11 protein-coding genes are annotated in these 12,856 nt (G+C 72.7%); 4 read left to right on the forward strand and 7 right to left on the reverse strand.

Going from position 1 to position 12,856, the window contains the following annotated elements:
- Nucleotides 1–37 precede the first annotated feature (37 nt).
- Complete coding sequence (locus VLI41_RS12625; RefSeq protein ID WP_325268437.1) at nucleotides 38–1,705, reverse strand: hypothetical protein; 1,668 nt, start codon at nucleotides 1,703–1,705, stop codon at nucleotides 38–40.
- Between the two features lie 153 nt (nucleotides 1,706–1,858).
- Between VLI41_RS12625 and VLI41_RS12630 the strand changes: the two genes are divergently transcribed.
- From VLI41_RS12630 to VLI41_RS12645, 4 genes are all read left to right on the forward strand, one after another.
- Entirely contained in the window at nucleotides 1,859–3,655 is a 1,797-nt protein-coding gene (locus VLI41_RS12630; protein WP_325268438.1) for an ABC-F family ATP-binding cassette domain-containing protein, read from the forward strand.
- Between the two features lie 491 nt (nucleotides 3,656–4,146).
- Nucleotides 4,147–5,139, forward strand: coding sequence for an ABC transporter substrate-binding protein (locus VLI41_RS12635; RefSeq protein ID WP_325268439.1), 993 nt, complete (start codon nucleotides 4,147–4,149; stop codon nucleotides 5,137–5,139).
- A 31-nt stretch (nucleotides 5,140–5,170) separates the two neighbouring features.
- Nucleotides 5,171–5,908, forward strand: a complete 738-nt coding sequence (locus VLI41_RS12640) for an ABC transporter ATP-binding protein (protein ID WP_325268440.1) — start codon at nucleotides 5,171–5,173, stop codon at nucleotides 5,906–5,908.
- A complete protein-coding gene (locus VLI41_RS12645) occupies nucleotides 5,905–6,672 on the forward strand; it encodes an ABC transporter permease (RefSeq protein WP_325268441.1) in 768 nt (255 codons plus the stop codon). The genes VLI41_RS12640 and VLI41_RS12645 overlap by 4 nt, the downstream gene beginning before the upstream one ends.
- Nucleotide 6,673: 1 nt before the next feature.
- Here VLI41_RS12645 and VLI41_RS12650 read toward each other — a convergent pair whose 3' ends face one another.
- From VLI41_RS12650 to VLI41_RS12675, 6 genes are all read right to left on the reverse strand, one after another.
- The gene (locus VLI41_RS12650) at nucleotides 6,674–7,354 is read right to left on the reverse strand and encodes a hypothetical protein (protein ID WP_325268442.1); all 681 of its coding nucleotides are present in this window, start codon (nucleotides 7,352–7,354) and stop codon (nucleotides 6,674–6,676) included.
- A 61-nt stretch (nucleotides 7,355–7,415) separates the two neighbouring features.
- Nucleotides 7,416–8,798, reverse strand: a complete 1,383-nt coding sequence (locus VLI41_RS12655; RefSeq protein ID WP_325268443.1) for a hypothetical protein — start codon at nucleotides 8,796–8,798, stop codon at nucleotides 7,416–7,418.
- Between the two features lie 191 nt (nucleotides 8,799–8,989).
- Nucleotides 8,990–10,588, reverse strand: a complete 1,599-nt coding sequence (locus VLI41_RS12660) for a peptide chain release factor 3 (RefSeq protein WP_325268444.1) — start codon at nucleotides 10,586–10,588, stop codon at nucleotides 8,990–8,992.
- A gap of 55 nt (nucleotides 10,589–10,643) precedes the next feature.
- Nucleotides 10,644–11,036: a VOC family protein gene (locus VLI41_RS12665; RefSeq protein WP_325268445.1), complete on the reverse strand. Its 393-nt coding sequence runs from the start codon at nucleotides 11,034–11,036 to the stop codon at nucleotides 10,644–10,646.
- A gap of 53 nt (nucleotides 11,037–11,089) precedes the next feature.
- Nucleotides 11,090–12,214, reverse strand: a complete 1,125-nt coding sequence (locus VLI41_RS12670; RefSeq protein WP_325268446.1) for an ATP-dependent DNA ligase — start codon at nucleotides 12,212–12,214, stop codon at nucleotides 11,090–11,092.
- 171 nt (nucleotides 12,215–12,385) lie between these two features.
- Nucleotides 12,386–12,718, reverse strand: coding sequence for a DUF1491 family protein (locus VLI41_RS12675; protein ID WP_325268447.1), 333 nt, complete (start codon nucleotides 12,716–12,718; stop codon nucleotides 12,386–12,388).
- Nucleotides 12,719–12,856: the final 138 nt, after the last annotated feature.

A 12,856-nucleotide genomic window follows, 5' to 3' on the forward strand; every position in this document is an offset into this window, starting at 1 on the left:
GACCCTCTCCCGAGAGACGCCATGGGGTGCGGAGGCGCTATTGCGGCGTCTTGTCCTGCGCCTTCTCTTCGGCCTTCTTGGCCTTGCGCTGGGCCTGCGCCGCCTGGGCGGCCTGGCCCTTTTGCGCCGCGGCGGCCTGGGCGGCTTGCGCCCGCTGGGCGGCGGCCTGCGCGTGGGCCTGCTGCGCTGCTTGCGCCTGGCGCGCCTTCTCGGCCTCGGCCGCGCGGGCGGCCTGCGCTTCGGACTGCGCCTGGGCGCGCTGGGCCGCCTGCGCCTGGCGCGCCTTCTCGGCCTCGGCCGCGCGGGCGGCCTGCGCCTGAGCCCGCTGCGCCGCTTCGGCCTGGCGCGCCTTCTCCGCTTCCGCGGCGCGAGCGGCGGCCTGGGCGGCCTGAGCCTTCTGCGCCGCCTGGACCTGAGCCCGCTGCGCCGCTTCGGCCTGGCGGGCCTTGCCAGCCTCTGCGGCCCGGGCCGCCTGCGCCTGCTGCCGCCGAGCCGCGGCGGCGGCGTCGGCCTCTGCGCGGGCCTTGGCCTGCGCCTGGGCCTGCATCTGCGCCTGCTGAGCGGCGGCCTGCGCCTGGGCCCGCTGCGCCGCCTGGTCGCGATGGGCCCTCTCGGCCTGGGCACGCTGGGCGGCCTGCGCCTGGGCCCGCTGCGCCGCTTCGGCCTGACGGGCGGCCTGCTCGGACGCAGCCTGCTGTTGGTTCGTCCGGGCGGCGGCTTGCGCTCTGGCCTGAGCTTGCGCCTGGGCCTGGGCTTGCAACTGCGCCTGAGCCTGGAGCTGGGCCGCGCGCGCGGCCGCCTGCTGCTGCTGCTGCTGCTGCTGCTGCTGCTGTTGCTGCTGCTGCTGCTGGGCGCGAGCCGCAACGGCCGCCAGCCGGCGCTGGTCCCGACCGCCGGTTCCATACGCCGGCCCGATCGGCGCCGCGGCGATCTGCGGCGCGACGCGCGCGGCGTAGGCCTGCCGCATGGCCGCTTCCTGCGCATAGCGGGCGCGCTCCTGCGCCTGCTGCTGCTCGTGCCATTGACGCCAGGCCGCATCGCGCTGCTGGGCGGCCGCCCAGGCCTGCTGCTGCCGGAGCACCTGATCGCGGCGCGCGCGCCAGGCCGAGGCGTAGGCGGCCTCGCGGCGCTCGTGCACGGCCGCCGCGTAAAGCGCCCTCGCCCGCGCGAGATAGCGCGCCGCCCGCTCGGCGGCGTCGGGATCGTAGGGCGCGGGCTGGCCGTAGGCGTCGTAAACCGCCGCCAGCTCGCCGTTGTCATAGCCGTAGGCGTACTGCGGATCGCCGATCAGCACGGGCTCGTCGCTGCCGGCCATGAAATAGTAGTAGCGGTCGCCGGCCGGCGTGGGCTCGATCACGCGGTAGTCGCCGGAGGCCGAGCGCCAGACCCAGGGCCGCTCGCCCTGGTAGTCGACGGTGTAGTCCGGCGGCGTGTCGCCGAACGCCTGGCCCAGGGCATAGGCCCGGTCGATGTAGCGGTAGCGCCTCTCGGGCGGCGCACGGACGACCTTCACCGGCGGCGCGGGCGGAAGCTGCGCGGCCGGCGGCGCGAGAACCGGCGGCGGCGGCGCGCCCTCGGCCAAGGGAAGGCTGGCGATCGGCGCGCCGGTGGCGGGCGGCGCGGGCGCCTGGGCGGCCGGCCGGTTGCAGCCGGCCAGGGCGAGGCCGGCTGCGGCGCAGGAGAGGAGAATCAGGCGCGGATGCATGGGTTGGCCTCTGGGTTCCCTGTCGTCTGCAGTTTCAGCGCTCGAACCTGAACATAAGCGTACCCGGCCTGTCAGGCCTGAGACAGGCGGATCGCGCGGGCAGCCCCGGGGGACCTTTCCGCGGTCGACGCAAGCCTCTATCTCACGCGGCCGATGAGACCTCCGATCCTGGCGCTGAAGGATGTGCGGCTGGCGGATGGGCCGGTGATGCTGTTCGACGGCGTCGACCTCGCCCTGGAGGCGGGCGTGCGCGCCTGCCTGGTCGGCCGCAACGGCGCAGGCAAGTCGACGCTGCTTCGGGTGCTGGCGGGCCAGGTCGAGCCGGACGGCGGCGAACGCACTGTGACCCCGGGGAGCCGCATCGCTGTGGTCGCCCAGGAGCCGGAGATCGTCGGGACCAGCCTCCTCGACTACGCCGTCCATGGCGGCGCGGCGGCGCACCGGGCCAAGGCGGCGCTGGAGCGCTTCGGGCTGGATCCGGCCAAGCCCGCCGAAGGGCTCTCGGGCGGGGAGGTCCGGCGCGCGGCGCTGGCCCGCGCGTTCGCCGAGGACGCCGAGGTCCTGCTGCTGGACGAGCCCACCAACCACCTGGACATCCTGGCCATCGAGACGCTGGAGGCGGAGCTGGCGGCCAGCCGCGCCGCGGCGCTCATCGTCAGCCACGACCGCGCCTTCCTGGAGCGGGTGACGAAGCGCTGCTTCTGGCTCGAGTACCGGCAGGTCCGGCGGCTGGACAAGGGCTTCGCGGCCTTCGAAGCGTGGGCCGAGAAGATCGAGGCGCAGGAGGCGGAGGAGGCCCGCAGGCTCGCCCGCGCCATCGAGCGCGAGCAGCACTGGCTGGCGCGCGGCGTGACCGCCCGGCGGGCGCGCAACGAAGGCCGCCGTCGACGGCTGGACGCCATGCGCCTGGCCAAGGCCGACCGCCTGCGCGAGGCGCGCGGCGGACTGTCGATGGGCGTCGCCTCTTCAGGCATCAGCGGCCAGCGCGTCGCCGAGGCGAAGGCGATCTCCAAGGGCTTCGGCGAGCGGACCATCCTGAAGGGCTTCTCCACCCGCATCCTGCGCGGCGACCGGGTGGCGATCGTGGGTCCCAACGGCGCGGGCAAGACCACGCTGGTGAGGCTGCTGCTGGGCCAGATCGCCCCCGATGCCGGGGTGGTGACGCTCGGGACCAACCTGGAGATCGCCTACATCGACCAGTCCCGCAGCACGCTCGCCCCGGAGATGACGCTGCAGGCCGTGCTGACGCCGCAGGGCGGCGACCAGGTGATGGTGCGCGGCCGCCCGAAGCATGTCGCAGCCTACGCCAGGGACTTCCTGTTCGCCGAAGGCCAGCTGCGCCAGCCTGTGAAGAGCCTGTCGGGCGGCGAGCGCAACCGCCTGCTGCTCGCCCGGGCGCTCGCCCAGCCCTCGAATGTGATGGTGCTCGACGAGCCCACCAACGATCTCGACATGGAGACCCTCGACGTGCTCGAGGACCTGCTGGCCGATTACGAGGGCACGCTGATCCTGGTCAGCCACGACCGCGACTTCATCGACCGGCTGGCCACCTCGACCATCGGCCTGGACGGCCGCGGCCGCGCGGTCGAGACGCCGGGCGGCTGGGCCGATTTCGTGTCGCAGAACCCGGGCTTCTTCCGCGCGCCCGAGGCGAACGGCGCGGCGCCCAAGGGCGCACGGAGGCCGAAGCGGGAGGCGACGTCGGCGGCCAAGCTCTCCTACAAGGACCAGCGGCGGCTGGCGGAACTGGAGGGGCTGATCCACGAACTGCCGGGCAAGCTCTCGGCCCTGGAGGCAGGGCTCGCCGACCCGGCGCTCTACGGCCGCGACCCGGCGGGGTTCGAACGGCTCAGCCAGGCGCTGGAAGCCGGCCGCGCGCGCCTCGCGGCGGCGGAGACCGAATGGCTGGAGCTGGAGGGCCGGCGCGAGGCGCTGGAGGGCTCCGCGTAACGGCGGTCGCTTTCCTGTGGATATTCAAGGCCGTTGATTCGAAACGCAATTCCGAGAAGTTCCAGGTGCTTGTTAACAAGTTATTCACATTATTTTGTCGCCTCGCCCACACCTGCGCCGGATCGGGCGCTTGCCTGCGCCGGGCTTCGAGAGCACCGTCAAGTCGCTGACAGGACCTGCAGCGCAGAGCCGACCGGGCGACCGGAAGGAGCAAGCGAGCGGAGGTTTCTTGGAGAGGCATGGAACCGGGGCGACCCGGGACCCGCAACTCGGAGGAGCCCGGATGCGATGATTGTCGGCGGGGCGACCCGCAGATGGATACCGTAGCTGGCCTGAAGGCGCAGATCCCCCAACGGATCTGGATGAGAGGGCGACGCACCGGGCGACCGATGCGCCGCCCTCTTGCTATGCGGGGAACCTCCGACCCTTCGCCCCCTTCCAAGCTCCGCCGGAGAGCCCTAGGTTTCGGCCCTCTCGAGCCGGGGACACGGATGAAAGCCTTCAGTCTGATCGCGGCCGCGGCCGCCGTGGCGCTCGCCGCCTGTTCGCCCGCGAAGCAGCAGGCCGCGTCCGGCAAGGGCACGCCGCTGCGCTTCGCCACCGACTGGCGCGCCGAGGCCGAGCACGGCGGCTTCTACGAGGCGCTGGCCGAGGGCCTCTACGCCAAGCGCGGGCTGGACGTGCGGCTGGTGCAGGGCGGTCCGGGGGTGAACGTGCCGCAGCTGCTGGCCGCCGGCGCGGTCGACCTGGGCGACGGCTCCAACAGCTTCATCGTCATGAACCTCGCCCGCGAGCATGCACCGGTGAAGGCGGTGGCGGCCTTCATGCAGAAGGACCCGCAGGTGCTGATCGCCCACCCGGACCAGGGGATCAACTCGATCGCCGACCTGAAGGGCCACCCGATCCTGCTCTCCGACGCCTCGGTCTCGGCCTTCTGGGTGTGGCTGAAGGCGAAGTACGGCTTCTCCGACAGCCAGGTGCGCAAGTACACCTTCAATTCCGCGCCGTTCCTGGCCGACAAGCGCGTCGCCGAGGAGGGCTATCTGACGAGCGAGCCCTACACCATCGAGAAGCAGTCGGGCCTGAAGCCCAAGGTCTTCCTGCTGGCCGACGAAGGCTATCCCGGCTACGCGGCCATGGCGCTCGCCCGCGACGACCTGATCGCCAGGAACCCGGCGGCGGTGAAGGCCTTCGTCGAGGCCTCCGCCAAGGGCTGGCGTGACTATCTCTACGGCGATCCAAAGCCCGCCGACGCCTTGATCATGAAGGACAATCCGGAGATGACCGAGGATGTCCTGGCCCAGGCGCGCGACAAGATGCGGAGCTATGGGCTGGTGGACGGCGGCGACGCCAAGACGCTCGGGATCGGCGCCATGACCGATGCGCGGTGGAAGCAGTTCTTCGACGTCGCGTCCAGCCAGGGAATCTATCCCAAGACCATGGACTACCGCGCCGCCTACACCCTGCAGTTCGTGGGGCGATGAGGCCGCGTCGATCCGAGCGCCGGCCGGCCGCATGAGCCTCGCCGCATTGCGAGCGGTGGAGGTCGACTACGCTCGCGGGCCCGCGCTCGGCCCGTTCACCCTGGAGCTGGCGGTCGGCGAGATCGTCGCGCTGGTCGGGCCCTCGGGGTGCGGCAAGTCGACGGCGCTGCGGCTGCTGGCGGGACTGGAGGCGCCCAGCCGCGGCCAGGTGCTGCGCGATCCGGGCCGCGGCGAGACGGCGGTGGTCTTCCAGGCGCCCACGCTTGCGCCCTGGCTGTCGGCGCGGGCCAACGCCGCCCTGCCGCTGGAGCTCGCCGGGACCGGCCGCGAGGAGGCCCGCCGGCGCGCCGGCCAGGCGCTCGCGCGCGTCGGGCTCGCCGGGGCGGAGGAGGCGCGACCGGCGCAGCTTTCCGGCGGCATGGCGATGCGCGTCTCGCTGGCCCGCGCGCTGGTCACCGAACCCAAGCTCCTGCTGCTGGACGAGCCGTTCTCGGCGCTGGACGAGATCACCCGCCGCGCGCTCGCCGATGACGTGCTGCGCCTGTGGCAGGCGCTGCAGCCGGCCATCGTCTTCGTGACCCACAATGTCGAGGAAGCCGTCTACATGGCCTCGCGCGTGGTGGTGATGACCCCGGGGCCGGGCCGCCTGGCGGGCGACTTCGCGGTCGAGGGCGCCCTGCCCCGGCCGGCCGGATTCCGCACCACGCCGGAATTCCGCCGCAGCGTGGAGGCCGTGTCGCATGCGCTGGCCGCGGGCATGGCCGCATGAGGCGCGCGCTGGAGATCGCCGCGCCCTGGGCGCTGATCGCGCTGCTGATCGGCGGATGGGAGATCGCCTGTCGGGCGCTGCAGGTGCCGCCTTACCTGCTGCCGCCGCCGTCCCGGGTGGCCGAGGCCCTGGTCGCCAATCTCCCGGCCCTGCTCTCCGCCGCCTGGCGGACGCTGACGGTCGCCATCGTGGCCCTGGTCATCGCCAGTCTGATCGCCCAGGCGCTGGCGGTGCTGGTGGCGCTTTCGCCGATCCTCGACCGCACGATCCGGCCGCTCGCCTCGGTGATCCAGGTGACGCCGGTGGTGGCGATCGCGCCATTGTTCCTGATCTGGGCCGGCATCGACCACCCGGAGCGGGCGCTGGTGGCGCTGGCCGTGGTGGTGGCCTTCTTCCCGATCTTCTCCGGCGCAGTGGCCGGGCTGAAGTCGGCAGACCGGGATCTCGAACGTCTGTTCGTCCTCTATGGCGCAAGTCGCTGGCAGACGGTGTCGCGCCTTCGGCTGCCCTCGGCGGTGCCGTTCCTGCTGGAGGGCCACAAGGTGGGGGCGGGCCTGGCGATCATCGGGGCCGTGGTGGCGGAGTTCGGCGCGGGCTCCGGCGGCGTGCGCGGGCTCGCCTGGCAGATTCTCGACGCCGGCAACAAGCTGCAGACCGACCGGATGATCGCCGCGCTCGCGGCGCTCGGGATCATGGGCGTGGCGCTGCACGGCCTGCTCGGGCTCGCCGAACAGGCGGGCCTCAGGTGGTGGCGCGGGGGCTGACTCAGGGCGTCGCGGCGGCGGGTGCTGGCCGGAGCTCGTAGCGGATCGGCACGCGGACCCGCGCGCCCACGGTCGGCAGGCCGTCCGGCGTCCATAGCCCGACCCGGATCTTCGGCGCGAGCGCCAGCGCCCCGGCCCCGTAGCCCTGGCCCGCCGGGTCCTCCCGCTCGACGGCGCAAGCCGAGAGGGCCCCGCCGGCGGCGACCGAACAGGTCATGACCACCCGCACCTCGTTCACGTCATTGGCGATCTTCGGGAAGGTGGCCTGGAAGTCGGCGGCGCTCGGGAGCGCGGCCCAGGCCGGCGTCTGGACGACGAAGGATCCGGGCTGCAGCATCTCGGGCCGGAAGGCGATGCGCAGCCGCACGTCGGCGCCGTTGGCGAGACTGGACGTGCGCACGGTGCGGAAGCGTTCCGCGAGCCTGCGGGCCGCGATCCCGAAGCCCTCGCCGGCCGGCTGCTCGGCCAGCACCGCGCAATCCCGGAGCCAGCCGTCGAAGTTGACGCCGCAGGTGAGCTCCGCTGCGCCGGCCCGGCGGGCGAGCCGGGCGCGCTGCGGATAGGCCGCCGCGACCTCCGCCAGGTTCGGAGCGGCGATCCAGCCGGCCGGCCTCTGCGCGGCCGCGGAGCCGGCCGGAGCGGCGAGCAAGCCGGCCAGAACCATCACAAGCCTGGCGTTCAAGGCGCGTCCTCCGTGCGGGAGGGGCAGCTTGACAGAGCAGGGCGGCCCGGAAAAGCCGGCGTCAGTCCGCAGGACGCGACGGAGACGGCACGCCGAGGCGCATCCGTTGCAAGGCTTCCGCCGCGATGGCGCTGAGCGAACCCATGCCCTGTTCGGCGAACACGTCGAGCGCCGCTTCCAGCGCGGTCAGCGCCGCGGCGCGCAGGCCGCGGTCGCGGCCGGTGATGTCCATCCGCGCCTCGTAGAGCCGGGCGAGGTGAAGCTGGGCCAGCGCCCAGCCTATCGGATCGCGCCGTGGCGAGAGCGCGGCAAGCTCGGTCTTCATCGCCGCCTCGGCGATGTCGAGCAGGGCGAGGTCGCCGGTGAGCTCGGCCTGCTTGGCGAGGCAGGCGGCGCGCGCGCCCGCGGCCAGGCCGCGCAGGGGGCTCGCCTGCAGCGCGTTGAGCACCAGGCCGGCGCGCTCGTAGCAGGTCACCGCCTGTTCGTAGGCGCGGGCCTCGGCGCTGGCGTCGCCCAGCGCCCGCAGGGTCTGTCCGAGCGCGATCTGGGTGCGCGCCCAGTCGAGCGGGCTGTGGTCGCGGGAGAGCTGGTCGAGAGCGGCGGCCAGGGCGCTGGCGCCCGCGGCGACCAGGTCCATGTCGCCGGTGAGCTCGCCCAGCAAGGTCAGCGCCTGGCCCCGCAACCCCTCGGCGCGCGCCCAGGTGATCGGCTCGTAGGCCGGATCGACACGGAGAGCGGCGGCGGCCGCGTCCTCGAGCGCGGCCTTGAGCAACGCCTCGTCCTTCAGGCGCACGCCCCAGCCGCAGAGCAGGTCGGCGCGGATCAGCCGCCCCTCGGCGGCCAGCGCGCGGCCGATCGAGACGCGGCGCGAGATGGCGTCCAGGGCGGCGATCGGCGCGGCGAGCGCCTCGGCGGACGCCCTGGCGTGCGCCGCATCGGCCCGGGCGAGATCGCGACGCGCGGTGATCACGGCCAGGCCGAGGTCGGCGAGCGGCGCGGCGAGGCCGCCGTGCGCGGCGGCGCGGGCCTCGCGGAACGCCGCCTCGGCGGCCGCGTCCAGGCCGGGATCGCCGAAGATCTCGGCGCCGAGCATGGCGCAGACGCCCTGCTCGCAGCGCGCGCGGGCCCAGGCCTCGGTCCGGCGAGCCGCCTCGAAGCCCGCGGCGGCGGCTTCGGCTGCGGCGGCGGCCTTGCGCAGCGTCGCGGCCTCGCCGGTGCGGCGGGCGATCTCGCGCCAGACGGCGGCGGCTTCCAAGCGGCGTTGCGGGCGATCGCGGGCGCCGACCCGCCCGGCGGCCACGTCGGCGGCCTTGGCCTCCATGGCCAGAAGCTTGAGATCGAGGAGTTCGAGCAGGGCCGCGTCGCCGCCCGTCAGACCGTCGGCCTTGAGACGCAGCCGCTCCGGGGAGAGCTTGCGCAGGAAATCCCAACCCAACTCGAACATCGCGCCGCTCCGCCGGCCGCGGCGCCCCATCTCGGGACGGCCGGCGGCTTTCCTGAACGGCCACAGCAAAGCCGGAGCCAGCGCCTTTAACAAGTCCTTAACTTTCAGCCTATGGTTAACGACCTAGGCCTTAAAGCGCGGAAATGGCGTGGGTTCCGGAAAGCTTCCCTCCTCCCGAAGGGGAGAAGGACCTAAGCCCGTTCCTTCGCCCGCTCGAAGCGGAGCTTGGGATAGCGCTCGGCGACGTAGCCGAGCTCCCAGGCGGACTTGGCCAGGAACACCGGCTGCGCGTCGATGTCGTTGGCCATCGCGGCGCGGTGCTTGCCGGCGAAGTCCTCGAGCTCGGCCTTGTCGCCGGCCAGCCAGCGGGCCTCGGCGTAGGGGCTGGGCTCGAACACGACCTCCAGCTGGTACTCGTTCGCCAGGCGGTCGGCCATCACCTCGAATTGCAGCGGCCCGACCGCGCCGACGATGAAGTCTGCGCCGATCTGCGGCCGGAACAGCTGGGTGACCCCCTCCTCGGCCAGGCCTTCCAGGGCCTTCTTCAGGTGCTTGGCCTTGAGCGGATCCTTGACCCGCACGCGCTGCAGGATTTCGGGCGCGAAGTTCGGCAGGCCGGCGAACCTCAGCGTCCCGCTCTCGGACAGGCTGTCGCCGACCCGCAGCACGCCGTGGTTCGGGATGCCGATCACGTCGCCGGCGTAGGCCTCCTCGGCCAGCTCGCGGTCGGAGGCGAAGAACATCATCGGCGCGTTCACCGAGAGCTGGCGGCCGGTGTTCTGCACCTTCAGCTTCATGCCGCGGGCGAACCGGCCGGAGGTGAGCCTCAGGAAGGCGATCCGGTCGCGGTGGTTGGGATCCATGTTCGCCTGGATCTTGAAGACGAAGCCCGAGACCTCCTTGTCGCCAGGCTCGACCGCCACCGCCTCCCCGCTCTTGGTCGCCACGACCGGGTCGGGCGCGGGCGCGAAATCGCCGAGGCCGGCGAGCAGCTCGTCGACGCCGAAGTGCCGCAGCGCCGAGCCGAAGAACACCGGGGTCATGTGACCTTCCAGGAAGGAGCGCACGTCGAACGGCTTGGCCGCCTCCTGCACGAGCAGCGCGCCCTCCTCCACCTCGGCCTGCTCGGCCGCGTCCAGGAAGGCGGCGAGCGAGTTGCCGTTCAGCGCGACCGGCTCGGGATGGCCCGCCGCCCCGTCGGAGCGCTGCTTGGCGAAGGGCGCGAACAGATTGCGCCGCAGATCGACCATCCCCCGGAAGCGGCCGCCGGAGCCGGCCGGCCAGTAGAGCGGCGCGGGATCGAGGGCGAGCTTGCCGGCGATCTCGTCGAGCAGTGCGAACGGATCCTGCGCCTCGCGGTCCATCTTGTTGATGAACGTCAGGATCGGGATGTCGCGCAGCCGGCAGACCTCGAACAGCTTCAGCGTCTGGGGCTCGATGCCCTTGGCGGCGTCCAGCACCATCACCGCGGCGTCGGCGGCGGTCAGCGTGCGGTAGGTGTCCTCCGAAAAGTCCTCGTGGCCGGGCGTGTCCAGCAAATTGAACATCTTGCCGGCGTGGTCGAAGGTCATCACCGAGGCCGAGACGGAGATCCCCCGCTCGCGCTCGATCTTCATCCAGTCGGAGCGGGTGCGGCGGTTCTCGCCGCGGGCGCGCACCTGGCCGGCCGCGCGGATCGCGCCCCCGGCCAGCAGCAGGTTCTCGGTGAGCGTGGTCTTGCCGGCGTCGGGGTGGGAGATGATCGCGAAGGTGCGCCGTCGGGCGGCCTCGGCGGCGGGAGAAGAACTCATGGGCGCGGCAGGTAGCGTGCGCGGGGCCGGTTAGCAAACCGGTGCGGCTTTTGGCTCAGGGCAGGTTGAGCTGCCAGGAGACGCCGAATCGGTCGTTCACCCAGCCGAACGTTCTTGAGAAGCCGTAGTCGCCAAGCGCCATCAGCACCTGGCCGCCTTCGCCCAGTGCGGCGTAGAGCCGGTCGAGCTCGGCCTCGTCGCCGCACTCCACGAACAGCGAAAAGGACGGCGTGAAACCGAAGGCGTGCACGTCGGGGCTGTCGAAGGCGCGGAACTCGCGGCCGGCCAGGGTGAACGAGGCCTGCTGGACCTTGCCCTCAGGCCCACCCGCGCCGGGGCCCCAGCGCGAGAGGCTGGTGATCTCCGCCTCCGGGAACAGCGAGACGTAGACGTTGAGCGCCTCCTCGCACGCGCCTGTGAACATCAGGAACGGCGTGACGGTGGTCATGCGATCCTCCGCTCATCCCCGCGAAGGCGAGGATCCATGCGAGACTATGGATATCACGCCCGCGGCGTGGGCTGCCGTGACTCGGCTCGGGCGCCCGCCTTCGCGGGGACGAGCGGTTGATCGGTGCGCGTCATGGCGAGGATCCGACTTGGCGCGGCCTCGCCGCGGAGCTGCTCCATCGTGCACTGCCGGGGCGCCTTGTCGGGGCGGAAGCGGATCAGCTTGGTCCCGTGGCGAAAGCGGTTCCCGGTCACGTGATCGTAGCGGACCTCGGCCACCAGCTCGGGCCGAAGCGGCGTCCATTCGACGGAGCGGCCGTTCGACCAGCGCGAGGGACCGCCGGGCTTGTCGCCGGTGAAGCCGTCGCCTCCGGCCAGCGCCTCGAGACGCCCGGTCAGCGCCGGCCGCTCGGCGTCGGTGATGGTCGAGGTGAAGCCCACGTGGTCCAGCCGTCCCGCGTCGTCGTACAGACCCAGGAGCAACGAGCCCACCTCGCGGCTCCCCTGCTCGTAGCGGAAGCCGCCCACCACGCAGTCGGCGGTGCGCATGCGCTTGATCTTCAGCATGGCGCGCTCGCCGGGGACGTAGGGCCCGTCGAGACGCTTGGCGACCACGCCATCGAGCGCCGAGCCCACCTCGCGCAGCCAGGCCCGCGCCTGGGCGCGGTCCTCGGTCCCGGGCGAGAGGCTGATCCGCTCCGGGCTCTTGAAGCGCCGGTAGAGCGCCTCGAGCGCGGCGCGGCGTTTCGACAGCGGCGCCTCCACCAGGCTGCGGCCGCGCGCGTCCATCAGGCAGTCGAACAGCACCAGGCTGGCCGGATGTTCGGCGGCGAGCTTGCGCACCCGGCTCTCCGCCGGGTGCAGGCGAAGCTGCAGGGCGTCGAACGACAGCTCTCCGTTGACCGCGATGGTGAGCTCGCCGTCGATGACGAAGCGGTCGACAGGCAGGCGCTGCAGCATCTCGACGACATCGGGGAAGTAGCGGCCGAGCGGCTTGCCGGACTTGGCCTTCAGCTCGACCGCCTCGCCGGCGCGGAACGCCAGGCAGCGGAAGCCGTCCCACTTGGGCTCGAACCGCCACCCCTCACCCGGCGGCAGCTCGTCGACCAGCTTGGCCTCCATGGGCGGTAGTTTTAGCGGCACGGGCAGGTCGGCGAGGGCCATGCGGGCGGAAAGCACCAGCGTCGCGCGCGTTCCGTACCTCCCCCATCTGGCAGATGGGGGAGGCGGACCACGGAGTGGTGGAGGCGGCGGCGGCGCGCACAGCGGATGGGGCCTCCCCCTCCACCGCGTTCCACGGTCCCCCTGCCCCGTGATGACGCGGGTGAGGTCCTCGGGCTCGTCGCGCCCCTACCCCCGCTCCACCGGCTCGGTGAGGAAGTGGCGGCCCTGCCGGTCCTCGATCTCCACGATCCACAGGTCGGGGTCGATACGGAGCGCGCGCTCGATGTAGCGGTCGAGGTCGGGCTCCTGGTCGGAGGGGGCGGGCTGCATCCACACCCGCTCGCCGTCCATGCGGGTGGCCTCCGAATAGAGCCGCGCCGTGCCGTCGGTGCGGTTGAGCACCTTGACCAGGACGGCGCCGGCGCGCGGATCGCCCTTGCGGACGACCACGCCGAAGGCCCCGGCGAGCTCGGCGCGGCGGATGAGCGCGCCGACCCAGATGTCGGTGGAGAGCAGCATGGACCGCGACCATGCCCCTGGCGCTAACCCTATCGCAACTCCCGCCCGGTAAGGCTCGGCTCGAGGTCCGGCGTTCTTCGGGCCGCCATGAAAAGACGACGCATGACGAGCACGCGCAGAAAAGCGCGGCCGGCGTCT

The sequence above is a fragment of the Phenylobacterium sp. genome, from assembly GCF_035475775.1.
Taxonomy (GTDB): domain Bacteria; phylum Pseudomonadota; class Alphaproteobacteria; order Caulobacterales; family Caulobacteraceae; genus Phenylobacterium.

Excerpts from the sequence above, each read along its gene's own strand:
- VLI41_RS12625 (WP_325268437.1), bottom strand. The coding sequence starts at position 1,705 with ATGCATCCGCGCCTGATTCTCCTCTCCTGCGCCGCAGCCGGCCTCGCC.
- VLI41_RS12630 (WP_325268438.1), top strand. The coding sequence starts at position 1,859 with ATGAGACCTCCGATCCTGGCGCTGAAGGATGTGCGGCTGGCGGATGGG.
- VLI41_RS12635 (WP_325268439.1), top strand. The coding sequence starts at position 4,147 with ATGAAAGCCTTCAGTCTGATCGCGGCCGCGGCCGCCGTGGCGCTCGCC.
- VLI41_RS12640 (WP_325268440.1), top strand. The coding sequence starts at position 5,171 with ATGAGCCTCGCCGCATTGCGAGCGGTGGAGGTCGACTACGCTCGCGGG.
- VLI41_RS12645 (WP_325268441.1), top strand. The coding sequence starts at position 5,905 with ATGAGGCGCGCGCTGGAGATCGCCGCGCCCTGGGCGCTGATCGCGCTG.
- VLI41_RS12655 (WP_325268443.1), bottom strand. The coding sequence starts at position 8,798 with ATGTTCGAGTTGGGTTGGGATTTCCTGCGCAAGCTCTCCCCGGAGCGG.
- VLI41_RS12660 (WP_325268444.1), bottom strand. The coding sequence starts at position 10,588 with ATGAGTTCTTCTCCCGCCGCCGAGGCCGCCCGACGGCGCACCTTCGCG.
- VLI41_RS12665 (WP_325268445.1), bottom strand. The coding sequence starts at position 11,036 with ATGACCACCGTCACGCCGTTCCTGATGTTCACAGGCGCGTGCGAGGAG.
- VLI41_RS12675 (WP_325268447.1), bottom strand. The coding sequence starts at position 12,718 with ATGCTGCTCTCCACCGACATCTGGGTCGGCGCGCTCATCCGCCGCGCC.